This is a genomic window from Caldicellulosiruptor naganoensis (genome assembly GCF_026914285.1).
In the GTDB taxonomy this organism is placed as follows: domain Bacteria; phylum Bacillota; class Thermoanaerobacteria; order Caldicellulosiruptorales; family Caldicellulosiruptoraceae; genus Caldicellulosiruptor; species Caldicellulosiruptor naganoensis.
On the sequence record NZ_CP113864.1, the window covers coordinates 2,196,761 to 2,220,903 of the forward strand.

General features: G+C 34.8%; 23 protein-coding genes and 1 tRNA gene. 14 read left to right on the plus strand and 10 right to left on the minus strand.

Annotated elements, in window-relative coordinates; all coding sequences use genetic code 11:
• Positions 1–56 precede the first annotated feature (56 nt).
• The 6 genes from OTJ99_RS10935 to OTJ99_RS10960 all read left to right on the plus strand — a co-directional run bounded on the left by OTJ99_RS10935 (position 57) and on the right by OTJ99_RS10960 (position 6,394).
• On the plus strand, positions 57–1,292 hold the full coding sequence (locus OTJ99_RS10935) for a DNA polymerase Y family protein (RefSeq protein WP_045166211.1): 1,236 nt from the start codon (positions 57–59) through the stop codon (positions 1,290–1,292).
• A 31-nt stretch (positions 1,293–1,323) separates the two neighbouring features.
• Complete coding sequence (locus OTJ99_RS10940; protein ID WP_045166210.1) at positions 1,324–1,554, plus strand: hypothetical protein; 231 nt, start codon at positions 1,324–1,326, stop codon at positions 1,552–1,554.
• Between the two features lie 110 nt (positions 1,555–1,664).
• A complete protein-coding gene (locus OTJ99_RS10945) occupies positions 1,665–2,618 on the plus strand; it encodes an ABC transporter ATP-binding protein (protein ID WP_045166209.1) in 954 nt (317 codons plus the stop codon).
• Positions 2,615–3,478, plus strand: a complete 864-nt coding sequence (locus OTJ99_RS10950) for an ABC transporter permease (protein WP_045166208.1) — start codon at positions 2,615–2,617, stop codon at positions 3,476–3,478. Before OTJ99_RS10945 ends, OTJ99_RS10950 begins: the two co-directional genes overlap by 4 nt.
• Before the next feature lie 16 nt (positions 3,479–3,494).
• Positions 3,495–4,952: a GldG family protein gene (locus OTJ99_RS10955; RefSeq protein WP_045166207.1), complete on the plus strand. Its 1,458-nt coding sequence runs from the start codon at positions 3,495–3,497 to the stop codon at positions 4,950–4,952.
• Entirely contained in the window at positions 4,949–6,394 is a 1,446-nt protein-coding gene (locus tag OTJ99_RS10960; RefSeq protein WP_045166206.1) for a DUF4340 domain-containing protein, read from the plus strand. Before OTJ99_RS10955 ends, OTJ99_RS10960 begins: the two co-directional genes overlap by 4 nt.
• A gap of 291 nt (positions 6,395–6,685) precedes the next feature.
• On the opposite strand, the gene OTJ99_RS10965 is transcribed toward OTJ99_RS10960, so the two are convergent.
• The 6 genes from OTJ99_RS10965 to OTJ99_RS10990 form a co-directional block, all read right to left on the minus strand.
• Complete coding sequence (locus tag OTJ99_RS10965; RefSeq protein WP_045166205.1) at positions 6,686–7,714, minus strand: sugar kinase; 1,029 nt, start codon at positions 7,712–7,714, stop codon at positions 6,686–6,688.
• A 2-nt stretch (positions 7,715–7,716) separates the two neighbouring features.
• On the minus strand, positions 7,717–8,364 hold the full coding sequence (locus OTJ99_RS10970) for a bifunctional 2-keto-4-hydroxyglutarate aldolase/2-keto-3-deoxy-6-phosphogluconate aldolase (RefSeq protein ID WP_045166204.1): 648 nt from the start codon (positions 8,362–8,364) through the stop codon (positions 7,717–7,719).
• A gap of 1 nt (position 8,365) precedes the next feature.
• On the minus strand, positions 8,366–8,563 hold the full coding sequence (locus OTJ99_RS10975) for a hypothetical protein (RefSeq protein WP_045166203.1): 198 nt from the start codon (positions 8,561–8,563) through the stop codon (positions 8,366–8,368).
• Between the two features lie 38 nt (positions 8,564–8,601).
• Positions 8,602–9,363 (minus strand): DeoR/GlpR family DNA-binding transcription regulator, encoded by a 762-nt coding sequence (locus tag OTJ99_RS10980; RefSeq protein ID WP_045166411.1) that lies wholly within the window; start codon positions 9,361–9,363, stop codon positions 8,602–8,604.
• A 204-nt stretch (positions 9,364–9,567) separates the two neighbouring features.
• Positions 9,568–10,020, minus strand: coding sequence for an ATP-binding protein (locus OTJ99_RS10985; RefSeq protein ID WP_045166202.1), 453 nt, complete (start codon positions 10,018–10,020; stop codon positions 9,568–9,570).
• A gap of 160 nt (positions 10,021–10,180) precedes the next feature.
• Complete coding sequence (locus OTJ99_RS10990; protein ID WP_045166201.1) at positions 10,181–10,612, minus strand: nucleoside deaminase; 432 nt, start codon at positions 10,610–10,612, stop codon at positions 10,181–10,183.
• Between the two features lie 145 nt (positions 10,613–10,757).
• On the opposite strand from OTJ99_RS10990, the gene OTJ99_RS10995 reads away from it, so the two are divergent.
• The 4 genes from OTJ99_RS10995 (at position 10,758) to OTJ99_RS11010 (ending at position 15,323) form a co-directional block, all read left to right on the plus strand.
• Positions 10,758–12,086 carry a hypothetical protein gene (locus OTJ99_RS10995; protein ID WP_045166200.1) on the plus strand — a complete coding sequence of 443 codons (1,329 nt, stop codon included), beginning with the start codon at positions 10,758–10,760 and terminating at the stop codon, positions 12,084–12,086.
• A 73-nt stretch (positions 12,087–12,159) separates the two neighbouring features.
• Positions 12,160–13,008 carry a divergent polysaccharide deacetylase family protein gene (locus OTJ99_RS11000; protein WP_045166199.1) on the plus strand — a complete coding sequence of 283 codons (849 nt, stop codon included), beginning with the start codon at positions 12,160–12,162 and terminating at the stop codon, positions 13,006–13,008.
• Between the two features lie 88 nt (positions 13,009–13,096).
• The gene (locus tag OTJ99_RS11005; RefSeq protein ID WP_235374956.1) at positions 13,097–13,516 is read left to right on the plus strand and encodes a hypothetical protein; all 420 of its coding nucleotides are present in this window, start codon (positions 13,097–13,099) and stop codon (positions 13,514–13,516) included.
• Between the two features lie 13 nt (positions 13,517–13,529).
• Positions 13,530–15,323: a hypothetical protein gene (locus tag OTJ99_RS11010; RefSeq protein WP_235374954.1), complete on the plus strand. Its 1,794-nt coding sequence runs from the start codon at positions 13,530–13,532 to the stop codon at positions 15,321–15,323.
• A gap of 63 nt (positions 15,324–15,386) precedes the next feature.
• On the opposite strand, the gene spoVG is transcribed toward OTJ99_RS11010, so the two are convergent.
• Positions 15,387–15,653, minus strand: coding sequence for a septation regulator SpoVG (spoVG, locus tag OTJ99_RS11015; protein ID WP_013404331.1), 267 nt, complete (start codon positions 15,651–15,653; stop codon positions 15,387–15,389).
• A 120-nt stretch (positions 15,654–15,773) separates the two neighbouring features.
• The gene (gene purR / locus OTJ99_RS11020; RefSeq protein ID WP_045166198.1) at positions 15,774–16,592 is read right to left on the minus strand and encodes a pur operon repressor; all 819 of its coding nucleotides are present in this window, start codon (positions 16,590–16,592) and stop codon (positions 15,774–15,776) included.
• A 217-nt stretch (positions 16,593–16,809) separates the two neighbouring features.
• Between purR and murC the strand changes: the two genes are divergently transcribed.
• Complete coding sequence (gene murC, locus OTJ99_RS11025) at positions 16,810–18,177, plus strand: UDP-N-acetylmuramate--L-alanine ligase (RefSeq protein ID WP_045166197.1); 1,368 nt, start codon at positions 16,810–16,812, stop codon at positions 18,175–18,177.
• A gap of 56 nt (positions 18,178–18,233) precedes the next feature.
• On the opposite strand, the gene OTJ99_RS11030 is transcribed toward murC, so the two are convergent.
• Together OTJ99_RS11030 and OTJ99_RS11035 are read right to left on the minus strand one after the other, a co-directional pair.
• Entirely contained in the window at positions 18,234–19,790 is a 1,557-nt protein-coding gene (locus tag OTJ99_RS11030) for a DUF3794 and LysM peptidoglycan-binding domain-containing protein (RefSeq protein WP_269015353.1), read from the minus strand.
• Positions 19,791–19,958: 168 nt separating this feature from the next.
• Positions 19,959–20,231 carry a Veg family protein gene (locus OTJ99_RS11035; protein WP_011915933.1) on the minus strand — a complete coding sequence of 91 codons (273 nt, stop codon included), beginning with the start codon at positions 20,229–20,231 and terminating at the stop codon, positions 19,959–19,961.
• Positions 20,232–20,578: 347 nt separating this feature from the next.
• On the opposite strand from OTJ99_RS11035, the gene OTJ99_RS11040 reads away from it, so the two are divergent.
• From OTJ99_RS11040 to OTJ99_RS11050, 3 genes are all read left to right on the plus strand, one after another.
• A tRNA-Ser gene (locus tag OTJ99_RS11040) sits at positions 20,579–20,671 on the plus strand.
• A 346-nt stretch (positions 20,672–21,017) separates the two neighbouring features.
• Positions 21,018–22,010 (plus strand): biotin synthase BioB, encoded by a 993-nt coding sequence (gene bioB, locus OTJ99_RS11045; protein ID WP_052671528.1) that lies wholly within the window; start codon positions 21,018–21,020, stop codon positions 22,008–22,010.
• 339 nt (positions 22,011–22,349) lie between these two features.
• Positions 22,350–24,053, plus strand: a complete 1,704-nt coding sequence (locus OTJ99_RS11050) for an IS1634 family transposase (RefSeq protein ID WP_045164485.1) — start codon at positions 22,350–22,352, stop codon at positions 24,051–24,053.
• Positions 24,054–24,143: the final 90 nt, after the last annotated feature.

Below are 24,143 nucleotides of genomic sequence, written 5' to 3' on the forward strand. Positions count from 1 at the left end.
AAACAAGTGTTCAGTTATATAATATATACAAACATTTATTCACTTGGGTGTTTTGAATGAGTCGGGTGATTCTCCACTGTGATTTGAACAACTTTTACGCATCTGTTGAATGTCTCTACAGGCCTGAGCTAAAGAATAAACCTGTTGCTGTTTGTGGTGACCCAGAGCCAAGGCACGGTATTGTCCTTGCCAAAAATCAGATAGCAAAAATCTTTGGAGTGCAAACAGGAGAGGCTATTTGGCAAGCACTCAAAAAGTGCCCAGACCTTGTTATACTAAAACCTAATTACCCTCTTTATTTGCGATTTTCTAAACTTGCTCAGCAGATTTATTCCCAATACACAGATCTTGTAGAACCGTTTGGAATTGACGAGTGCTGGCTTGATGTAACACAGAGCACAAAACTTCTGGGAGATGGTAGGAAAATTGCCTACGAGATTAAGGAAAGAATCAAGTATGAACTTGGAATAACAGTATCAGTTGGAGTTTCTTACAACAAGGTTTTTGCAAAGCTTGGAAGTGACTATAAAAAACCTGATGCTGTCACAGTTATCAGTAAGCAAAACTACCAAGAAATAGTGTGGAGTCTTTCTGTATCTTCTCTTTTGTATGTGGGACCAAGTACAGAAAAAAAGCTTATTTTTCATGGGATTAAAACAGTAGGTCAGCTTGCTCAAACTCCAGTAGAATATCTTAAAAAGATTTTGGGGAAATGGGGTGAAATTTTGTGGATATTCGCAAATGGACTTGATACAACACCTGTTTTACCACCGCTTTTTGACGAAAACATCAAAGGAATTGGAAACAGCATAACAACTCCTCGTGCCCTTGTGAATTTTGAAGATGCCGAATATGTTCTCTATATTTTAGCAGATAGTGTTGCCCAAAGGCTCAGAAGGCAACATCTAAAATGTACTACCATTCAAGTGTGGATTAGAGACAATTTTCTATTTTCTATCACCAGGCAAGAAAAGCTATCTCAGCTCACCTATCTTGCAAGAGAAATATTCAAAAAGTCAGTTGAAATATTTAGAAAAAATTGGACATTTAAAACCAACGTGCGTTCACTTGGAATTCGTGCAACAGACCTTGTAGGAGAATTTGAGATGCAACAGCTTAACTTTGACTACTTTAAAAAGTGCAAATTAGAATCCTTAGAAAAGACTTTAGATACCTTGAGAAGACGATTTGGTCAATTTTGTGTACAGCCAGCACTTTTTCTGACACAGCCTTCTTTGAAGTCTAATCCCATTGATGAACACATAATTCACCCCATTTCCTATTTCAAATAATTTCTGGTTAAGAAAGCAGGAGGGGTGGACAATGAGAAAGGTATTTGTAGATGTGTATGCTCATTTTTCAAAAGATGGTGTGCTCACACCTATTTCATTTGTTTGGATAGATGGAAAGACATATGAAATTGATAAAATAATTGAAAAGAAAAATGCAGCTGCTTTTAAAGCAGGTGGACAAGGAATAAGATTTAAATGCATGGTATATGGAAAAATGGTTAATCTTTTTTATGATGACGGCAAGTGGTTTTTAGAAATTTGAATGAAACTAAGTAAAAGATGATTTAACAAATTGTTCACACATTATGTTATAGTTTATACTATAATTAAGATTGTACACGTATATATATGCTACTTTGAGGAGGGATATTTTTGATAAGGGTTGAACACTTAACCAAAAAGTATGGTCAGCACTATGCAATTCACGACATCTCATTTGAGGTACAAAAGGGGGAAATTGTTGGTTTTCTGGGTCCAAACGGTGCTGGAAAGTCTACCACCATGAACATCATAACGGGCTATCTATCACCTACAGAAGGAACAGCCTATGTTGACGGATTTGACATCTTAGAAGAACCTGAAGAAGTCAAGAGAAGAATTGGGTATCTGCCAGAAAACCCACCGCTTTATCTTGATATGACTGTTCAAGAATACCTTGATTTTGTGAGCGATATCAAAAAGGTGGACAAAAAAGAGAAAAAGAGAAGCATGGAAAAGATAATGGAAACTGTTGGCATTGCCCATGTGAGAAACAGGCTCATAAAAAATCTTTCAAAAGGATATAAACAGAGAGTTGGGCTTGCACAAGCTTTAATTGGAAATCCACCTGTTTTGATTTTGGATGAGCCCACAATTGGACTTGACCCAAAGCAGATAATCGAAATAAGGTCTGTTATAAAGAATCTTCGAAACGAACACACAATAATCTTAAGTTCACATATCCTGCCAGAGGTCAGTGCTGTTTGCGAAAGAGTTTTAATAATCAACAAGGGAAAGATAGTTGCAAGTGACACGCCCGAAAATCTATCTAAAAGGCTTACCCATGGAAGCAAACTTCAACTAAGGGTTTTAGGTCAAAGACAAAAGGTTTATGGAATACTTGAAAAGGTGCCGGGTGTAAAATACATTGAATTTATCGGTCCAAAAGAACCGAACACTGTTGAGGTCATTGTTGAATCGGAAAACGATATAGATATAAGGGCAGATATATTCTATGCGCTGAGCGAGGCAAAACTTCCTATTCTGATGATGAGAGCGGTTGACCTGACGCTTGAGGAGATATTCCTGCAGCTCACAACCGAGGAGAAGGAGGCTGAAGCTGTATGAGTGCAGTTTTGAAAAAAGAGCTAAAAATATATTTCTCAACACCAACAGGATATATATTCATGGGATTTTTCCTTTTGATTTCAGGATTTTTCTTTGCAGTGTCAAACCTGTTTCCAGCAAGCCCGAACTATACATTAGTGCTTGGTAACATAACATTCATATTCTTAGTTGTTGTGCCGGTGCTTACAATGAGACTTTTGAGTGAAGAGGCAAGAACAAAGACAGACCAGCTCCTTTTAACATCGCCATTGAAGCTTACTGAAATTGTGCTTGGCAAGTATTTAGCTGCCGTTACTGTTTTTGTTATTACCATTGCTGTTACCGTATTGTATCCCACAATACTTTCTTTTTACGGCGACATTCCTGTTGCAGAAACCTTGGGTGCATATATAGGATTTTTCCTTCTTGGCTGTTCATTTATCTCAATAGGTCTTTTTATATCATCACTGACAGACAACCAGTTCATTGCAGCTGTTGTGACATTTTCTGCCCTGCTTTTGACATGGGTTATAGACTGGCTGGAAAGCGCTCTTCCAACAGACAGAGTTGCAGGATTTATATTTGTGCTAATCCTTGTAGGTCTGGTTTGCGCGTGGATTTACCTCACCATAAGAAATATAATCATTAGTGTATCAGCAGCAGCTATAGGAGCGGGAGCATTTGTTGCAGTATACATTTTAAAACCAGAGTTTTATGATAATGCTATAGTTAGATTTTTCAAATGGTTCTCACTTCTGAGCAGATATCAAAAATTTACAAATGGTCTTTTGGACTTGTCGTCCATAGCTTATTATCTATCTTTTATATTTGTGTTCATATTCCTCACAATAAGAGTGCTTGAAAAAAGAAGATGGAGCTAAAAAAGGGGGGAAGAAAATGGTGAAGCTTGATTTAAAGAGTATAAAAAGCTCATTTAAAACAAGAAAGTTCAAATATGGCGGATACGCTGCTATGCTAACTGCATCTGTAATTGCTATTCTTATAGTTCTAAACCTTCTGGTTGGTCAAATTCCAGCAAAGCTTGACCTTACACACAACAGGCTGTACTCACTTTCAAAGCCCACGATTGACCTTTTGAAAAATCTAAAAAAGGATGTCACTATCTATGCCCTTTTTCCGACCGGAAATGAAAACCCTGTGATTTCTGAGTTTATCCAAAAATATGCTGAAAAATCCTCGCATGTAAAAATCAAATACATAGACCCATATAAAAACCCAGGGTTTGTTAAAAAATATCAAACTAGTGAGACACAAATAGATGAAGGGTCGCTCATTGTTGAAAGTGGCAACAAGTTCAGAGTAATAAACAGATACGACATGGTTGACTATTCATACAATGAGCAGACAGGCGAATCAAATGTAACCGGTCTTACAATAGAACAAAAACTGACACCTGCCATCTTGTATGTTACATCTGACAAAAGCCCCGTTTTGTACGAGCTAAAAGGTCATGGAGAGGACACGCTTGTTAGGCTTGGCATCTCAAGTGAGATTGAAGCTGCAAACTATGAGATAAGAGATTTGAATCTCCTTACAGAAAAAAGTGTGCCACAAGATGCAACAGCTGTGATAGTAATCTCTCCAAAGACAGATATCTCAGACATTGAGCTCAAAAAATTAAAAGACTATATAAATAGCGGCGGGCGTGTAATGTTTTTGATGGACATACTAAAAGACGAGCTCAAAAACTTCAACAGCTTGTTTGAAAGCTTGGGAGTCAGACTCGAACATGGAATTGTCATGGAAGGTGACAACAACTACAATGCAGGAAATCCTGTATGGATACTACCAAAGCTCGAATCACACGATATTGTAAACCCAATTGACCTTAACAACATGTACATGCTCATACCAAATGCCCAGCCAATTGTTGAGACAAAGTTCAAAAAAAGAACAATTACAGTTGAAAAACTTCTTACAACAACATCTAACTCATGGCTGAGAAAGGATTTGACCTCAACATCGCTCAGCAAAGAAAAAGGCGATAAAAGCGGCCCATTTACTTTAGCTGTTGCAATCACCGACAAAGCAGATGCTTTCAATACAAAGCTCCGACCAAGAGATGCAAAGGTTGTAATAGTTGGCAATGCAACATTTTTGAACAGTCAATTTTCAAAGAGCGTTCCTGGAAATCTGAACTTTGTAATAAATGCTCTTAATTGGCTACAAGATAAAAAAGATACTCTGCAAATTCAACCAAAAGACCTTACAACCTTCAGGCTTAACATTAGCACAACACAGGCTATGGTCTGGGCAGCAATCACTGTTGTCGGAATACCAATTGTTATTCTGGTATTAGGATTAACTGTATGGCTGAGGAGGAGACATCTATGAGAAAGAGGAAAAACAGGCTTTTTACAATTGTGTCAGTACTCTTGGTTTTGGTTCTTGTAATTGGCGCGTACTTTTATGTAAGCTATGTGAACAAGAAAAAACAAGAGGCTGAAGAAAAAAAGTCCTCTTCAGCCTCTGTTACTGTAACTAATTTCGACAGAAATAAAATCACAAAAATCGATATAAAGCATGACGACGTCCACCTTGTTCTTGAAAAGGTAAAGGGCAAATGGATTGTTAATGGAATAAATAACCCTTCGTACTTTGACCAAGACAAGATTGACGACATCGCCTTTTCATGTGCTCAGATGACTGCAGAAAAAATTGCTGATAGCAACCCAAAAGACCTTAAAAAATACGGTCTTGACAATCCAAAATCAATTGTGGAAGCAACACTCAGCAATGGAAAGAAAGTTACATTTTATCTTGGGTCTGAAACACCAATAACTTCCACTTATTACCTTATGAAAAAAGGTGACCCAAAGATATATGTTGTTTGGATTAATCATGCAGAAAACTTTACAATATCACCCAAAAAACTTTTGAGTGTAAGAATTCCAGAGATTGATACACAGAACATCGAGTATGTAAAACTTGTGAGAAAAGGTCAGCCAACCATTGAAATTAAGAAGATAGATGAAAAGAATAAACAAGACAACGAATTGAAGTATTATGTAAGACTTTGGAATTTACTTCAACCTTATAGTCAGCCTGTCGGAGTTTCAAGTGATAAGCTTTCAGAGCTTGTAGAAAATGTTCCAAACTTTAGTGTAGAAGAAATTGTTGATGAAAATCCAAACAAGCCTGAATATGGACTCAAAGACCCAAGAGCAGAGCTTATTGTAAAGGACAACAAAAACACCTTGCACCTGTATATTGGCAATAACATGAACGACTCCTTAATTTACTGCAGGCTTGCAGGTTCTAACATGGTATTCACAATGGCAAGTTACAAGTTAGATTTTCTCAATACCTTAAAACCATTTGATTTGATTGAGAAGTTCGCTTATATAGTGAACATTGACTATGTTGACAAAATTGAAGTTATAACAAAAGACAAGAAGCACACAATGATACTTAACAAAAAGCTTATCAAAAAAGCAAGAAGTGAAGAAGAAGCAGACGAGTATCAGTACAACTTCACAGTGGACGGCAGAAAAATTCCAGAAGACACTTTCAGAAAGTTCTATCAAGAGATTATTGGTCTTTTAGTAGACGGAGAAAATGACAAAAAACCAACAGGCACACCTGAGGTCACCATGAAGTTCTATCTTGTCAATAAAAAAGTTGATGTGATGGAGTACATCCCTTACAATGACGATTTTTACATGGTTGTTCGAAATGGAAAGTCTGATTTCGTGATTGCAAAAGAACAGGTTCAAAAGGTATTAAAAGATTTAGAAGACTTGGTTGCAGGCAAGTACAAACCACCTGAGGACTAAAACCAAAAGGATTTCTCAAAAACGATAATTTTTGAAATAACCAGAGTCAACTATTTTGAGAGCACTAAACTTGAACTTATCCAGTAAAAAGTCCAGTAAAAAGCAAGAGGGTTGGATGGCAATTTTATCCAACCCTCTATTTTATTATCCCAAATACTGCTTCTATCTTTCTTCTACTGTAAATCTCTTTGCCCTCTCCACTCAAAAGCCTTTCTCTTACTTTCTTCCTAAATTTCTACAACCTTTTTGATTCATTTTTCTTTTGTTCCTAACCCAAATAGTTAGCTTTTTTTACCTCTTCATCAAACCATGACCATCTTGCAAGAGCACTTGTTTTACTTCTTCAAGGGTCACAAGTGCAGCATCGCCTTCAATGGTGTGCTTTAGCGCGCACATGTATGTTGACAGCTCAAGCATCTCTTTTTCAGGAAGACCATTTAAAATCCCATAAATTACTCCTGCTGTAAATGCATCGCCGCCTCCTACTCTGTCAACAACTTCTATCTCTCGTTTTGATGAAAAAACTATATTACCATCTGCATCTTTTGTATAACCAAAAAATATGTTTTTAGAAGAAGATATACTTCTTCTTGCTGCTAAAACTACTTTTTCTAAATTATGGTATTTGCTTTGCAGTTTTTCAATCAGAATCTTTTGTCCTTCTTCTTTCAGGTCAATCCCATCAAAATACTCTCTTTCAATCTCGATCTTTAACACTCTTCTTACATGCTCTTCATTTGTAATAAGAATATCAACATATGGCATAAGCTGTGAGATTACTTCATGTGCTTCTTCATAGCTCCAGAGTTTTGAACGGAAGTTTATGTCAAACGCAACCTTTACTCCTTTTTGCTTTGCAAGACGAAACGCAGAAATTAGCTCATTTAAGACATTTTCAGACAACGCTGCAGTGATGCCTGTGGAAAAGAATATCTTGGTATTAGATAAAATTCTCTCCCAATCTATATCTCCTGGTTGAACCTCATTTATTGCAGAGTCTGCCCTATCATAGACAACAGATGATGGCCTTTGCCCAACCCCTTTTTCAAGAAAGTATATCCCAAGTCTTTTACCTTTCTTCACAATAGCGCTTGTGTCAACCCCAAATTTTCTCAGGTAATTCACTGTGGCATCGCCAAGAGGATTTGGCGGAAATAAAGTAACATACGCTGTTTTTGCTCCTAAGTTGGACAGCGCAACCACCACATTTGCCTCAGCACCGCCAAAGTTGATGTCAAAAGAGGATGCCTGTATTCTCCTCTGATATCCGGGTGGAGATAGTCTTAACATTATCTCGCCAAACGCCACCACATCAAACATATCTATACCTTCCCCTTTGCATTGTTTATTTTTTCTACAAACTGTCTGCAAACCTCTTCTACTTTATCGTATTGCTCATTTGCTGCGTACTTTGTAATATTGCTGCCAACACCAACTGCAAAAGCTCCTGCTTTCATCCATTCATCAACATTGTCAAGGTCAACACCACCAGTTGGCATAAGCCTTGCCTGCGGGATAGGTCCTTTGTAAGCTTTTATTATTTTGGGACCAAAAAGCTCTCCGGGGAAAATCTTCACAACATCAGCACCACACTCTAAAGCCTCAACCACCTCTTTAATAGTCATAGCCCCGGGCATAGATGCAATTCTATACCTGTTGCAAAGTTTTACCATCTCTACATTTAGATATGGGCTTACAACAAACTTAGCACCAGCAAGTATTGCAATCCTTGCAGTCTCCGCATCCAAAACTGTCCCTGCGCCGATTAGTATTTCATCTTCGCTGTAGGAAGCTGTAAGAGTTCTAATAATCTCATCAGCATGCGGAACAGTAAATGTGATTTCAATTGCTGAGGCTCCACCTTTTATACAAGCCTCTGTAATTTTAAGTGCTTTCTCTTTTGATTCTGTTCTTACTACAACAACCAGCCCATTTTCATGAATCCTCTGCAAAACTTGTTCTTTTTCCATTTCACAGGCTCTCCCCTTTCGAGATTTTTTCTTTTCCCTCAACATAACCTAAGCGATACGAAATCTTTTTTGCAGTTTCAATAACCTTTTGAGCACCCTCTGGGTCTTTGTTCGACATTGCCAAAATATTACCTTGCAAGTCAAAAACTATCACCTTGCAAGCTGTTGTACCTATGTCAATGGTGAGAATTTTACTCATGGAATCAATTTTGCTCCTTTCAAAATAGACTTACCGTATTATACAATTGTAAGTTTTACACCTTTTTGTCTAAACTTTTCAATAAGATCCTTATCAATTTCCCCTGAGGTTATAATCTCTGTGATTTTATTCAAACTGCAAAACGAAACCATAGCATTTTTCAAAAACTTACTGCTGTCTGCAACAACTATTACTTCTCTGCTGCTTTCAATCATTGCCTTCTTTACCTCTGCTTCGAATATGTCAGAGGTGGTAAGTCCTTTTTCGAGTGAAATTCCACTTGTTCCAATAAACGCTATATCAGCACTAAATTGCATAAAACTTTTTTGCGCCTCAGGACCTACTATGGAAAAATTTGAACTCTTTACTTTACCACCAACCAGGAAAAGGTTAATATTGCTGTTTGTTACAAGCTCGTTTATAATATTTACGCTATTTGTAATCACCGTTATGTTTTGTGCTGTCTTTAAATTTCTTGCTATCTGCTGAGTAGTTGTACCTGTATCTAAGATTACAATCATACCTTCTTTAATTCTCTTCACAGCCTCTTTTGCTATTTTCTCTTTCTCCTCTATAAATTCCTTTGCTCTTTGAGAAATAGGTGGAACAATAGTAAATCCTTCTTTTAGAATTGCTCCTCCATAGTTTTTTTCAATAATACCTTCCTGCTCAAGTTTCTTGAGGTCACGCCTTATTGTTTCGTCTGATACGTTGAATATATTGCACAATTCTGTGACAGTTACGCTCTTTTTTTCCATTAAGATTTCCTTTATTTTCTGCCTTCTGGTTGCAGAGAGCATACCTTTCATCACCTATTCTTCTATGTGGATTTGTGTGTCAACTTGCTATTATTCTACTCAATTTTTTGAGGAATTGCAATATGAAATTCAAAAAAATACACAAGATTGGTCAAGATGAATTGCTAAAATGGTAAATAAAAAAAGACTGCTTTATTATTTCGCAGCCTTTTATAACCTTTAACAGTTTAAGACAATTAAGGGTTATCAAACATGATCGACTTGTTCTCTTTTAAGCCTTCGAAGAGCGACAATCTTATTTCCCTTTTGATTTTGTTTTACCCTCTCACAAAGAGAAGAAACAATCATAAGTCCTCGTCCAAATTCGTACAAATCCTCAATTTTCTCACCTTCCACATAAGGTGTGTACTCTTTGAACACTTCTTCAATATCAAACCCTTCACCTTCATCTTCTACCACAATATAACTAAGTTTTTTATCAACAACCCCTATTTTTACCTTCACACTTTTTGAACTATCACCTTTGTTCCCATGAATAATGGCATTTATTAAAAGCTCATTTACAATAAGTTTGAATTCTAAAAGCTCTTCCGCAGTAACATCTGCCTCTCTCATCAAAAATGAAAGTATCTCCTTTTCAATTGTCTTGACAAGTTGAAGACTGCTATTAAAAACAAGCTGTAAAAACTTATTCTCCATTTCTTCCTCGCAACCTTTCTTCTTCTAAATTTTATTACTACTTCTTTCAAATTATTTTTTTACACTACAACTACCTTTTTAACTTTTGAAGAATTCCTTCTATTACATATATACCCCTAAAAATTCAGCATTACACAACTTATCTTTTGAATTTCCACCTTTAAATCCTTCTTTTTTCAAAAAAACTCTTTAAAAGGGCTTTGCATTCTTCTTCGCATATTCCGCCTATTACTTCAACTTTATGATTTAGGTTTGGATCTTGAGAAAGCTTAAAACAAGATTCTGCAGCTCCCATTTTAAAGTCCCTTGCACCAAAGTAAAGCCTATCAACCTTACTTAGAACTATCGCACTCATACACATAGGACAAGGCTCTTTTGTAACAACCATCTCGCAGCCTCTTAAGTCCTTTGTAGATAACTTCGATGTGGCATCAAGTATCGCAAGGATTTCTGCGTGAAATATGGCATTTTTGCTATCATTTTTTTGTATACTAATAATCTCACCATCTTTGAGCACTGCTGCCGCTATGGGAATGTCTTCCATAGAACTTACATAATCTATTAGTTTTTTCATTACATTATATATATACATCAACTTTTCACCCTTTTTCTTTATTAATTTTTAACAAATTTTTTTGAATTTTTTTGTAAGCCAAGTATGCAAAAACATGTTTATCCTACTTATCTTTAGTGATACTATTATTTATAGCAGTAAAAAGCTTATGGAGTGAATCAAGTTGGAAAATGCAAATCAGTTTATAACAAAATATATATACCTTTTTGCAATAACAAGCTTAGTCTTCCCAATTTTTATGATGTTTTCTTCGTTTGTCATGCCTAAGGACCCATCCAATCTATTTATATCATTTTTGATAATGAATGCTCTATTTTTGCTAATTCCATATCTTATCAAAAAAAGAAGCACAGGACTGTGGGAAAAGATCTTAAATATCTTGTTCATAATAATAATCCCGCAAGGCTTTGCTTTGATTGTTCTAAAGCCTTATGGAATTTTGGAAATGTTCATAGGTCAAATATTTTGCATGGGGCTTTATATTCACTCTTACTTCATTTATGAAAAAGAAGAAGTCAACATCTCCCTCGGAGCAATCTTAGCTGGACTTTGGGCTATTGTAATTGTTGGTGCACTTTCAAGCTTTATGAATGTCCCAAAGAACATTATAAACCAATATACCACTTACTCAATAATCTTTCTTATAACAAGTGTGTATCTTTCCAATAGGGTAAACTTGGAAAACATAATTAGCCGCAGATACAGAAGAAAAACTAGCATTTCAACAAGTATAAGCTTTATAAATATGTTTCTTAGCATAGTATTTATTGTAATTCTACTTTTTTTATTCAGATTTAAAGGAATTGCTCCATATATTGTTGACCTTATTGTTGATATAATAAGATTTATCTTTATGGTAATAAAGAAAATAGTGGAGTTTTTGAATTCACTTTTGGCCCCAACCAAATCTGCAACAAACTCTGCAGACGGCCTTTCTGATTTTCTCAAGAACATGAAGTCTGCAAAAAAGAGTTTACTTTCTCAAATACTTGACATAATCGGTTATCTTTTGGCACTTGGAATTTTGGGATTCTTAATTTTCAAAACTTTTGGACTTTTAAAAAATGTAATTAGTGAGATTATAAGAAATTTTCTCATTCTTTTAGAAAAAGCTACAGCAAACATTCAAATGGTAGAAAGAGGTCAAAATTATACTGACGTTAAGACCTTTATATTTACAAAACGTATGTCAAAAGTTAAAGCACAGAAGATAAAGATTAAAAAGATAAATATCAAAAAGATTGCTGATTTGAACTTGCGCCTCAGAATCATTTTCAAGATTACAATGGAATACTTCTATTACAAGAAAAACTTTAACCTGAAACCAACACTTACTCCTCTCGAGATGGGAAGGCTGATTACAAAAGGTGAACTTGTAAATGGCAGTATCATTGAGGAACTGGTCAAGGAGTATAACAAGGTAAGGTATCATAAAAAGTATGCTATTGAGTCTACCCAGCAGTTTGAAGAGTTTTTGAAAAATCTAAAATGAAATGGTGTGGTATATTAAAAATGTTGAATGAATAATTTATTATAAGAGACTCAAAAAGCCCTTCAAAAGAATCATGAAAATAAAAAGATATATCCTCATTGTCATCAAAAAGGCACAGCTAAGCCAATTTTTTCTTCCTTTACTTGCTATCTGTTGCTTTATTGTTCTTGCTCTTGTTTATATTTTTTACAATCCAAAACCACAAGCTGTTGAAACCTCATCACAATCTCAAGCTCATGTAGCTTTAATATTCGAAGATGCAGGAATGGACGAGCAAGAGGTTCAAAAACTCTTAGAGATTGACCCTCCTTTCAATGTGGCAATTATGCCATTTTTACCCTTTTCAAATAAAATTGCTCTTATGTGCAGTCAAAAGAAAAAAGAGGCATTGATACATCTTTCTATGGAACCAGAAGACCAAAATACCATTTGGCTTGCTTCCAGAAGTATTATGAACAACACTCCTGATGATGAGATTGAGAGAATATTCAAAGATGCAATGGCAAACATTCCACAAAGTAGAGGCTTTAGTATTCATTTTGGAACACTTGTTTGTACAAATGATAGAATAGTAGAAAAGCTCTGTAACTTAGCTAAAGAAAATAACATGATAATCGTTGATTCAACTGCATCAGCAAAATCGCTATTCCCAAGAATTGGAAAGCAAAAAGGTGTGGATGTTATTTCTCACGATGTTATTGTAGATACAAAGAACGAATTAAAATCTATACAAGACCGATTTAGACTCCTTTTTAACATTGCAAAGAAAAAGGGCTTTGCAGTGGGAATAGGACATTTAGGTCAAGACGGCGGACTTACAACTATCGAGGCATTTAAAGAAGCAGTAAAAGATGCTCAAAGAGAAAATATAAAATTTGTGTTTGTATCTGATATTGTTAAATTTATTAAACAAAATGACTAAGATTTTTAATTGAATTTTATCAACAACCCACATATAATTATTATCCAGAAATCACTTAAGAAAAAGAAGGGAGCAACTGATAGAAAAGATGCTGAAGCAAAAAGTTGCAATACTTTTGCTTTTTGCAATCATAACAATAGCTTTTCCTGAGCCAACACTTGCAACAGGCACACAAACATTACCTGAAAAAACACATTTCAAAATTGAATCAAGAGAAAACATAGTTGAAATATCAAGAGGAAATCAAGTTGTTGCTAAGATTTTACCCCCAGAGTTTTTAAATACTACCTCAGCAAAAAAAGAAGAAAGCTTTTCAGTGAATATTCCTTTTATCGAAAACGGATCTATACACTGGAAGTTTGAAAAAAGTGAACCTTCTGACATTTCATTCTTGACAGTAGGCAAAAACAAAGTTTTAAAACTTGATTTCCACACCTTAAATGTATTTTATAAAATAACATCACCACCTATCTTTTTAAAAGGAAGAATATCTATCTGCAGTACTTGAGTTTGACTACAAAGTGGACTATAAAACCCTTAATCATCCTAAAGAAGAGGAAAACATCAATGTTGAAATAGCTATTTTTAATGAAAGCAAAACAAAGATACTGTCTTTGGCAGAAAAAATAAAGTTTACACCCGGTTGGGAAACATTTAAGACATCCTTCCCCCTGCCAACTGATGCAAAGTATATAACTTTTGAGATTTCACAAAATAGTAATAACATTCAAACTGTGCAGTTTAGAAACTTTAAAGCAAGTTTTGTAAAACCATCAAAGTATACATTTCTACTCAAGCGTGTTGAGAAATACAACAACTTGATAGAACAGGAATTTGAAAATGGCTTTCAAAAGATAATTAGAAAGATTTTTATATCTTCCTCCGAAGATGTCATAGAGGTTGAAGAAATTCTGAAGTCAAAAGTAAACCATCAAGTCTTCAAGGAATACTCACCCCTTGTCCTTGAAACTAAGCCTCTTTTTATCTTAAAGCGTGACTATTCGCTTTCTAAATTCACAAACCCTATGTATGTAACAGACTCTCTTTCGGATTTTTATCTTAAACTCGAAAGTTGCTCAATTGGTTACGCTAACAATTATGATTCTATCGAAACTTACAATCTTAAAAACAAAGCAAATGTGTACTTGTTTTTCTCAAATTCTGAGGATATCAAGTACTTCTTGATTGGAAAGAACAAAGAACATATATGGACAACAACCCAGTTTTTCAGGAAAGACTTTGAAAAGACCTTTTCTTTCTTCATCTTCCCTGCAGACTTTAGGTATGCTATAAAATCGCGTGCACCTGACGGAAGAAAAGGAATTTTAGTCTTCTCACACCACTCTGATTCAAATATGATTTCTATCATAAAAGCTATGATGTTTGGTACAACAGATTCAAAAGACCCAGCATTCATGAAAAAAGGATTTGTTGGATATAATATTCCAATAACATGGGGTTTCTTTTACAAATCAGTTAAGGGAATACCTGGATTTGACAATCCTGAGTACAAAAATTTGATAGAATTTCTTGCTAAAAAGGGTATAGAAGTTGTGCTTCATACGGCATCGCCTGTGGCAGAAGAAAACACACCCCAGCTGATTCAAAAAGCCCTTGAGGCTACATCCCATTTAAAGCTTGACAACTGGATAGACCACAGTCTCTCTGATGGTACCCGTTGCGGTGGATTAAAAAGCGAAGGTGCGATCAAGACAAGCAAAAACTACACATTTAATCTCTTTTTAAAGTACGGTTATAAGTACTGCTGGTCATACTTGGATGTAAAATTAGATGACCTTAACATGCTTGAGCCAAACCAGACAAACAAACACCCTCAAATTTTTTTCAAAAACTACAACTTTGGTGAAGGAGAATCCTTGTACCAATGGAATTCTGTAAGGTATAGAAATTTGCTGAAGATGCTGACAAAGCCGAAACTTGAAAAGTTTGTAAATGAAAACGGAGTTTGTATTATTCACGACTACTTTGCACACCCTATGCAGAAAAATAAGTTTTTTATAACAAGGAATAAAAATGTATATCTTAGTCCTCAATTTGACCACAGTTTAAGGCTTGTGTCGTATCTCTCTTCTAAAAAACTCTTGTGGGTACCAACCGTAAAGCAGTTTATAGACTACGAACTTGCCCTGAAAAATGTTATTATCACTCCACTCGACAAATCAACCTTGCTTGTTGACAACAAAAATAGCTTTGAGATAAAAGGTTTTACTCTTATTCTTCCTTTGCAAAACGGGCAAGAAAAAAGGATAATAACAACCCTTGTGCCCGGTGTAAATATAATCACATTATCATAAACAAAAAAGGTTTCTACCTTCAACTTTCTAGTCCTGTAGGTAGAAACCTTTTTTTATCTCTATTTATTCTCCAGCTGAAATTACAGCTTCATATTTCTCAATCACGGCTTTTTGCACCATATCACGCGTCTCTTGGTTAATCGGGTGTGCAATGTCTTTAAACTCACCTTCTGGCGTCTTTCTGCTTGGCATTGCAATAAACAAGCCATTTTGCCCCTCGATAATTTTAATGTCATGTACAACAAAACAGTTGTCAAACGTCACAGACACAATAGCCTTCATCCGGCCTTCATTTGTAATCTTTCTAATCCTAACATCTGTCACCTGCATAAGTCCATCCTCCATGTTAAATTTTTTCTGTATTTACTTTATATATTCTACATTCTTCAATCTTTCCCTTTAATATTTTAGACAAATTTTTCTTTAAATTTGTTGCATTTTATATAAATTTCATGAAATCACATCCCTATTTATAGAAAACTCAATCTTTTTATTTTCTGCATCAAGTTTTTCCAAAATCAAAAGACTTTTATAATCTATATCAATGCTCTTTTTATCTTTTGTGGCAATCAAAACCCCCACTCCTACCAATGTAGAGTCGAACTCACTGAGCAAGTCCTTCATACCACGAACAGTTCCGCCACCGCGCATAAAATCATCTATAAACAGGACTTTAGAACCCCTTTTTATAGCCTTTTTTGCCATTGTCATTGTTTCAATCTTGCCAGTTGTGCCCGAGATGTACGAAATATTTACTGTGGAGCCTTCTGTGAATTTACTTCCGCTTCGCGCAACAACTAAGGGTTTGTTGAAATACTGGGCAACATAAGACGCAAGCGCAATCCCTTTTGCCTCAACAGTTGCAATATAGTCTATTTCCTTTTCTAAAAAAAGCCTCAAAAAAATCTTTGCCGCTTTTTTTATTATCTCTGGAGAAAACACAATGTCGTTGATATACACAAAACCACCAGATACAATCCTCTCTGGATTCTGAAGCTCATTTTTCAAAAAGTGCAAAAACTCTATCTCATCCTCTTTTCTCATAATTGGAATGTAATAAACACCACCGGCAGCACCGCTTATTGTCTCAAGCCTGCCTTGACCAGTTGCGTCAAACACCTTTGAGATAAGGTCAATATCTTCACTTAAAGTGGATTTTGCACAGTTTAATTTCTCACAAAAAAAGCTTAGATTGAAAACTTTCATTGGATTTTGCGTTAATATATTTGTAATATATATAAGCCTTTCGGCTTTTCCTGCTTTTTCCATAATATACTGGTACACCTCCAACACAAAAAGCCTAAATGTTGAGAATAATTATATCATACTTATTGAATGATATAAAGAAAAATTAAATGAACGTTCGAAAATTTAAAAATATTTTAACAATGAGAACAAAAAAGAAGTATAATATAGAATGTATAATATAGAATGTAGGAGAACTTCAACATGGTAAAACTTCTGTTTTTGGAGGTAAGCTTTTTTGATGAACAAGTTCTTTTTGATTGGCATTGGTGGAATATCAATGAGTGCAATAGCACTTATTCTTAAAAATCAGGGACATATTGTAGAAGGTTCTGATATGCAAGAAAGCAAAACTACAAAGATGCTAAGGGAAAGTGGCATCAACGTGTATATAGGGCATGATGAAAGTCACATAAAAGGCGATGAAATAGTAATTTACACAGCAGCTATTTCAAAAGACAACCCAGAGCTTGTAAAGGCAAAGAGTATGGGACTTAAAGTTTATGAAAGAGCAGAATTTCTGGGAATGCTTATGAAAGCCTATAAAAACGTCATTGCAGTTGCCGGCACACATGGAAAAACGACAACAACTTCAATGATAGGATATATTCTTAAAAAAGCACTTTTAAACCCCACAATCTTGGTTGGGGCGTTTGTAAAACAGCTTGGTGGAAATTTTTGTATTGGTTCAAATGAGTATCTGGTTGCTGAGGCATGCGAATATGTTGACAGCTTTTTAAAGTTCAATCCAACTATTGGCGTAATTTTAAACATTGAGAACGACCATTTAGATTATTTTAAAGATATAGACTCAATCAAAGAGTCGTTCAGAAAATTTGCATTAAAAATTCCTCAAAACGGTTTTGTTGTTGCAAATCTTGACGATGAAAATGTATGTTCAGCCTTGAAAGATTTGCATCAAAATGTGATATATTTTTCTGCTAAAACACCTGCAGATTTTTGGGCTGATAATATAACCTCTTGCAATGGCTACTATGAATTTGATATTGTTAGTAAAGATTCAAAAGTGCTTTCTCATATTAAACTCAACATCCCGGGATTCCATAATGTATACAACAGCCTTGCTGCTTTTACAGTTGCATACTTGTTAGGAATTGACACAAAAATTATAAAAGAAACCATTTGTAAGTTTGGTGGTGCATCGCGACGACTTGAAAAAATAGGTGATTTAGACGGCATACTTCTTTATGATGACTATGCACATCACCCAACAGAGATTCAAGCAACAATTAGCACTTTGAAAAAATTAGCAAATGGAAGGGTTATTGTAATATTCCAGCCACATACCTTCAGTAGACTCAAAAGTCTTATGCCAGATTTTGTGAAGAGCTTAGCAACAGCTGATAAGGTTATTGTAACAGATGTATATGCTGCTCGGGAAAAGAATGTATATGGTATTAGCTCAAAAGACTTATATGAAAAACTAAAAGAAGCAGGGATTGAATGTGAGTATATAAGTGAATTTGAGAAGATAGCGGAGTTTGTTTTAAAAATAGCTCAAAAAGGAGACATTGTTGCAACAATTGGTGCAGGTGATATAAATAAGTGTATAGAGCTTATTTTCCAAAAATCTCCTGTAAAGTCTTAAGTAAAAAAGATGCTGCCTCAAAAAGCTACATTGTAAAAGTTTTAAGAGGCAGCTTTTTATTTTACTATCAAAAGTTTTTGACCGGGGAAAATCTCCTCATTTTCTAATTGGTTAAAACTAATCAGTTTTTCGACTGTTGTTCTGTAGTTCTTTGCAATTTTCCAAAGGCTGTCTCCTTTCTGGACTGTGTAGATGTAAATTGAAGCAAATCTGCTATCATCTCTTTCTATTTCTCCCCGCACCTCAACATCACTTATAATTTCTGTGGTTTGTGTACGTTTTGCCCAAAGTTCAATAGCTAAATGTGCTCTTGTTTCAACCTCGCTTGCTGATAGAATAGAGAATGAGAGGTTTTCAATCTCTATATCAGCATAAATTTTATCCTGATCCTCAACTCCTTCTAAGTCAATCTTGATTGAAAACAAAATTTGGGTGGCTGCACTTTTTATGAGGTCTTGTTCATCTTTCGAGATGTAAATCAAAAATACAACAAGTACCCCTTTTATTTGTACAGCATTCTTTTCAGCTTTTACCATGTCAATTTCTACTCTTCCAGATATTGAGAAAATCTGTTCAGGTTCACTCGGAAGTGATACTACTTCTTTGATAGTATGAACTTGTCGGGTCTTTCCAACAAACTGCTCTATGGTTAAAAATTTCTTCAGTTCTTTTAGCTCATACATTGTTGAATATAAGTCTACAATAGGCTCAATTATATCAAGCTTGTTGAATGCAACTTTGGCTTCTACAACAATATCATATTCGACTCTTCTTAGCTCTCCTACCTCATCTGTCTTTGGAGATATTTTGAAGCTTTTTATATAGAACTTTACAATAGGTTCTAAGTCATCGGGGATGTTAGAAAGTTCAATAGAATGCTCGGCAAACATCTCATGTTCTACCATCTCAAGTGGATTTTGCCCTATATCAGGCGAATAAAGGGTTTTGGCATCAATCTTCAAATCGATAGAAAGTTTTTTTCTATCAAATTTGATATTTTTATCAGAAAGCCTTGCAAATGAGCGCAAAATCTCTCTAATTGAAGGTTTCCCCTGGGGAATGTCTAAGATTTCTTTCTTTACAATTTGTTCTGTAATTATAAGGGGATTAGAGATGGTAATTTTTTCTTTTAGAAACTTTACTGACTCATCTTCAATGTAATCTAAATACTCAATTGAGGTCGGCGACTTGACAACAAGGCTGATTTCAACTATTGCCTTTGCCGAAAGTTTTCTTGTGCTGAGGGCTGAACAGTAGCTGTATATTAGGTCATCTTTAACCTCATATGTCATGCCAGGTCTAACTCCAAAGAGGTCAAACACCTTAGAAAAGGGCGCAGAACTTGAAACAAACGAGATTTTTTTGAGTGGGTCATTTGAAAGATAAATTATTTTAAAATCCACTTCACCCTGAACCACCACCCTGTCGTTCAAAACCTCTACGCTTGTGACAAAAACATCTGCATCTGTCTGCAATACTTTTAGGACATCGGGCTTTATCTCAGGAAGTAAGATCTCACCCTCTACAATAACTTTCTGTGAGTCTGACCCATACACGTTCATGTACTCAATCTTTTCATACCTTTTATCCAATTCTAAGGTTAACCTCCACAAACTCACCTTCTCCCTAATAAGATATATGCAAGAACGTCCGGATAATATGTAAAATAAAAAAAGAGCTTATTCCTACGCACTTAGAATAAGCTCTTTTTAAAGTGTTGACAAATTGATATTTTTGGTTATAATTAAAACATACAAGTAAAATTGATAAAAAGCCGTTTTTTACATAACATTTACCTTTGTATTTGTCCTACAAAGAATAATTTCAACTGTATTTGTTATAAGGTCTGAATAGGTGTAGGTCACACACCTGAACTGTTTGCACTCTCTGTCAATGGGGAACTTGACAACAAAGATATTTGAATAGGTGTTCTCCAAGATGCCTTCTACTTCAATCATTTTTTTGCGTCCTTTGTTTGCGCGCACAAGTACTTTTTCGCCTTTGAGGGCTTCAATGTCCTTTTTGATCTGCTGAAGGTGTAGCTTATCAACCACCTTAACATCACTGCCCCTCTTAAAAATTATTTAATTTTGAAGCTACATGCTATTTTTCACCATTTTACTACATTTTAAAACATTATTATTATATCATTATTCTTTTTTTTTGTAAATAGAGGGGGCCTAAATATTATAGAGTGTTTTTCGAAATATGTCAAGAAGCCAAATTGGGAAATTTCTTTGAAAATATCGGCAAATACACTGCTATATCTATGGTTTTGATTATTTTTCTTATTAATTCTCTCTAAAAAGATTTGTTGAGGCATGGAAGTACAATTTGGCAATTACCATTGTCAAAACTTAAAGTTTGGTTTATAATTAATAAAGTGAAAAAACAAAGAGGCGGAGAGATGGCCGAGTGGTCGAAGGCGCACGACTGGAAATCGTGTGTACCCCCAAAAGGGGTACCGAGGGTTCAAATCCCTCTCTCTCCGCCATTTTTATTGGGTTTTTAGGTGGTTTAAATTGGAATTAAAAAGGCAAAAACATCTAAATCGTGTGAAAAATTTTAAAGCACAAAATGTTCACAGGACTAGAAAAAGCAAGTGTTTACCAGCATCAATTCAACAAAAACAAAAAGGCAACTTTCTCTTCAAAAACCTTGCACCAGTAAACAACAATTTTTGTACGAGTTTATTTTTATTGTTAGACATCTTTCGTATCTTCTTCTTTGGAACAATTTTTTTTGTGCTTCTATGTAAACCGTATTTTAATTTATAGTTTACTATTTGTAATTTCTATGCTATCATTAAAATTAAACATTTTCGTTTGGAGATGATTTAGTTGCTGAATTTTCTTCAATCAGTTCAATTTGTTAAAGAAGTTGAAAAAATGATAGTTGAGTATGAGAGAGATATTAATTTCAATGAGGCAATTATACTTTATGAAATCGCAAAACATGATGCAGACCTGGTAAAAAATCTTGCCAATACTATAAAACAACATTATTTTGAAAACACAATTGAGCTTTGCTCCATTTATCCTGCAAAGGTGGGACTTTGTTCTCAAGACTGCAAGTTTTGCTCCCAGTCTATCCATCACAGTTGTTCAATTGAGATAAAAGATCTTGCAACGCTTGATGAGGTAACAGAGTATCTTGAGAATGTAATATCTTTTCCAGTAAAAAGATTTTCCTTAGTCACAAGTGGTGAAAAGCTTAATGACTCAGAATTCGAAAAAATTTTAGACATCTATTCATATATCTCAAAGAATTATAACATTCTTTTGTGCGCATCACTCGGCTTTCTTACTCAAGAAAGGGCAAAAAAGTTATTGAAAGCTGGGGTTGTAAAGTATCACAATAACTTAGAGACATCCAGCACATATTTTAAAAATATCTGCTCCACCCATACTCAGCAGCAAAAGAAAGAGACTTTAAAAATTGCAAAAGAGACAGGTCTCGAAATCTGCAGCGGTGGAATAATCTCAATGGGTGAGGACATGATTGAAAGAATCAAGCTTGCATTTGAGCTGAGAGAATTAGATGTTGACTCTGTCCCTATCAACATATTAAACCCTATAAAAGGTACTGCTCTGGAAGATATGAAGATCATAGACCAAAACGAAATTTTTATCACTCTGGCACTATTTAGGATTATACTTCCTAAAAAGACTATTCTTCTTGCAGGCGGAAAGGAAAATGCACTTGGAGATAAGGAAATAATGGCATATGAATGTGGAATAAATGGTTGTATGGTTGGAAACTATCTTACAACAAAGGGAATGGGAATAAGGGAAAAGATTGATATGCTGAAATTCTTGGACTTAATATTTTAAATTGACAAAAATATTTAGCGAGAATATACTAAAGTTAGAAAGTAAAACTTTCTAACTTTAAGAGGTGAGAAATGGTGATAGTTGAAATAAAGAAAAAATCCCAGGTGACAATTCCAGCTCAAATTCTGAAGAAATTGAACTCTTGACTTTGTCAGTTAAGAGGTGTTTTTGAGCTAACAAAAAATAACAAAGTCTTAATTTATGCGGGTTTCAAGAAGAGAAAAATAAAAAATTTTAAAAAATGTAGGGACAAATTTTAGCTTAATATATACTGAATTTGCTTGACTTTTTAAATATTTTGTGGTACAATATAACAAACTATCTTCAAGGAGTTGCCATATGTTTGTCAAAATTACTAATGCTGGCGGTTATCAGTATGTTAGGTTAGTCGAAAATTACCGTGAAAATGGTAAAGTAAAGCAAAGAGTACTATTTAACTTTGGTAGACTTGATATTCTCAAAGATGACCCCGCTTTTAAAAACATTGTAAAAAAACTATCTGATATTGTCGCTGAAACAACTACTGAGAATGCAAAAGCTGTTACTATTGAATCTGAAGAAGATATTTCGGATGCAGTTGTAAAAAACTGGGGATACATTGTATACAGAAAGTTATGGCAGGAGCTTGAAATTGATAAGTTTTTAAAAGGGAAAGCAGCAAAAGAGAGAAAGATAAAATTTGATGTAGACAAAGTAAGTTTTTTAATGACCATACAGAGATTGATAGAGCCAATGAGCAAACTAAGAACTTATCATCAGAGAAGCAAATATTTTGGATTTGAAGAGGATATAGATTTGAATCAATTGTACAGGTGTTTAGATTTTCTTGACAGTGTAAAAGAAGATTTAGAGACATACCTGTATCAGAGAAATAAAGACTTATTTAAGATGGTAGTTGATGTAGTGTTTTATGATGTGACGACAATATACTTTGAGAGTTGTAGAGCGGATGAACTTAAAAATTTTGGGTTTAGCAAAGACAACAAGGTAAATGAAGTGCAAGTTGTATTAGGGCTTTTGGTGGACAAAGAAGGCAGACCGATAGGGTATGAACTTTTTCCTGGTAATACGATAGATAGCAAGACGATGGTAAAGATACTGAGGAAGCTGAAGGAAAAATTTAGTATAGATAAGATAATAATAGTAGCAGACAAAGGGCTTAACAGCAGAATAAATTTAAAGATGATAAAAGAAGCTGGGTACGACTATATAGTAGCAAGCAGATTAAAGAATGCAAGTAAAGAAATTTTAGATGAAGTTTTTAATGAAGAAGGATATAAAAGACTTGATGGCAAAAGATGTTTGAATGCTGAAGAAATTTATGGTGATGAATTCAAATATAAGGTATTGGAAAGAACAAATATTGTCAAGGATGAAGAGGGTAAAGAGTTCAAAATAGAAGAGAATTTGATAATAACGTATTCAAGCAAGAGAGCCAAGAAAGACAAAGAAGACAGAGAGAGATTGGTAAGAAAAGCCAAAGAGCTTTTAGAGAACAAAGGAAGCATAACAGCCTTAGAAAAGAAAGGTGCAAGGAAATATTTGAAGAAGAAATCAAAATCAGAAGAATATGTATTGGATGAGGAAGCGATAAAACGAGATGAGAAATTTGACGGTTATTATGCAATTCAAACGAGCAAAAAGGATATGGATGTAGAAGAGGTTTTAGGAGCATATCACGATTTATGGAAGATAGAACAGTCATTCAGAGTAATGAAAAGCTGTTTAGAAGTGCGACCGATATATCACTTTACAGAAAGCAGAATAAAAGGACATTTTGTGATATGTTTTTTGGCATTTTTACTGCAAAGGACATTGGAATATATTTTGAGGAGAAAAGGTAAAGGAATAAGTAGTGAAAGGATAATGGAAGCAATATATTCAATGAACTTTTTTGAAATAGAGATAAAAGGGAAGAAATATTTGATAAAGCAAAAAATTGAGGGAGAAGCTGGAGATATACTGAATGTAATGAAGATAAAGGGTCCAAAAAACTTCATGACATATGAGGAAGGCTTAGAATTTATTGGTATTAGCAAATGATGTAGTGACAAAATTGAGGTCCATATTTTGTCAATCCCAGTCCTCCCAAGCTTTTTGAGCTTCAAACTGACAAAGTCAAGAAAATATTTA

Excerpts from the sequence above, each read along its gene's own strand:
- OTJ99_RS10935 (WP_045166211.1), top strand. The coding sequence starts at position 57 with ATGAGTCGGGTGATTCTCCACTGTGATTTGAACAACTTTTACGCATCT.
- OTJ99_RS10940 (WP_045166210.1), top strand. The coding sequence starts at position 1,324 with ATGAGAAAGGTATTTGTAGATGTGTATGCTCATTTTTCAAAAGATGGT.
- OTJ99_RS10950 (WP_045166208.1), top strand. The coding sequence starts at position 2,615 with ATGAGTGCAGTTTTGAAAAAAGAGCTAAAAATATATTTCTCAACACCA.
- OTJ99_RS10955 (WP_045166207.1), top strand. The coding sequence starts at position 3,495 with ATGGTGAAGCTTGATTTAAAGAGTATAAAAAGCTCATTTAAAACAAGA.
- OTJ99_RS10960 (WP_045166206.1), top strand. The coding sequence starts at position 4,949 with ATGAGAAAGAGGAAAAACAGGCTTTTTACAATTGTGTCAGTACTCTTG.
- OTJ99_RS10965 (WP_045166205.1), bottom strand. The coding sequence starts at position 7,714 with ATGTTTGATGTGGTGGCGTTTGGCGAGATAATGTTAAGACTATCTCCA.
- OTJ99_RS10970 (WP_045166204.1), bottom strand. The coding sequence starts at position 8,364 with ATGGAAAAAGAACAAGTTTTGCAGAGGATTCATGAAAATGGGCTGGTT.
- OTJ99_RS10975 (WP_045166203.1), bottom strand. The coding sequence starts at position 8,563 with ATGAGTAAAATTCTCACCATTGACATAGGTACAACAGCTTGCAAGGTG.
- OTJ99_RS10980 (WP_045166411.1), bottom strand. The coding sequence starts at position 9,363 with ATGCTCTCTGCAACCAGAAGGCAGAAAATAAAGGAAATCTTAATGGAA.
- OTJ99_RS10985 (WP_045166202.1), bottom strand. The coding sequence starts at position 10,020 with ATGGAGAATAAGTTTTTACAGCTTGTTTTTAATAGCAGTCTTCAACTT.
- OTJ99_RS10990 (WP_045166201.1), bottom strand. The coding sequence starts at position 10,612 with ATGTATATATATAATGTAATGAAAAAACTAATAGATTATGTAAGTTCT.
- OTJ99_RS11000 (WP_045166199.1), top strand. The coding sequence starts at position 12,160 with ATGAAAATAAAAAGATATATCCTCATTGTCATCAAAAAGGCACAGCTA.
- OTJ99_RS11005 (WP_235374956.1), top strand. The coding sequence starts at position 13,097 with ATGCTGAAGCAAAAAGTTGCAATACTTTTGCTTTTTGCAATCATAACA.
- spoVG (WP_013404331.1), bottom strand. The coding sequence starts at position 15,653 with ATGCAGGTGACAGATGTTAGGATTAGAAAGATTACAAATGAAGGCCGG.
- purR (WP_045166198.1), bottom strand. The coding sequence starts at position 16,592 with ATGGAAAAAGCAGGAAAAGCCGAAAGGCTTATATATATTACAAATATA.
- murC (WP_045166197.1), top strand. The coding sequence starts at position 16,810 with ATGAACAAGTTCTTTTTGATTGGCATTGGTGGAATATCAATGAGTGCA.
- OTJ99_RS11050 (WP_045164485.1), top strand. The coding sequence starts at position 22,350 with ATGTTTGTCAAAATTACTAATGCTGGCGGTTATCAGTATGTTAGGTTA.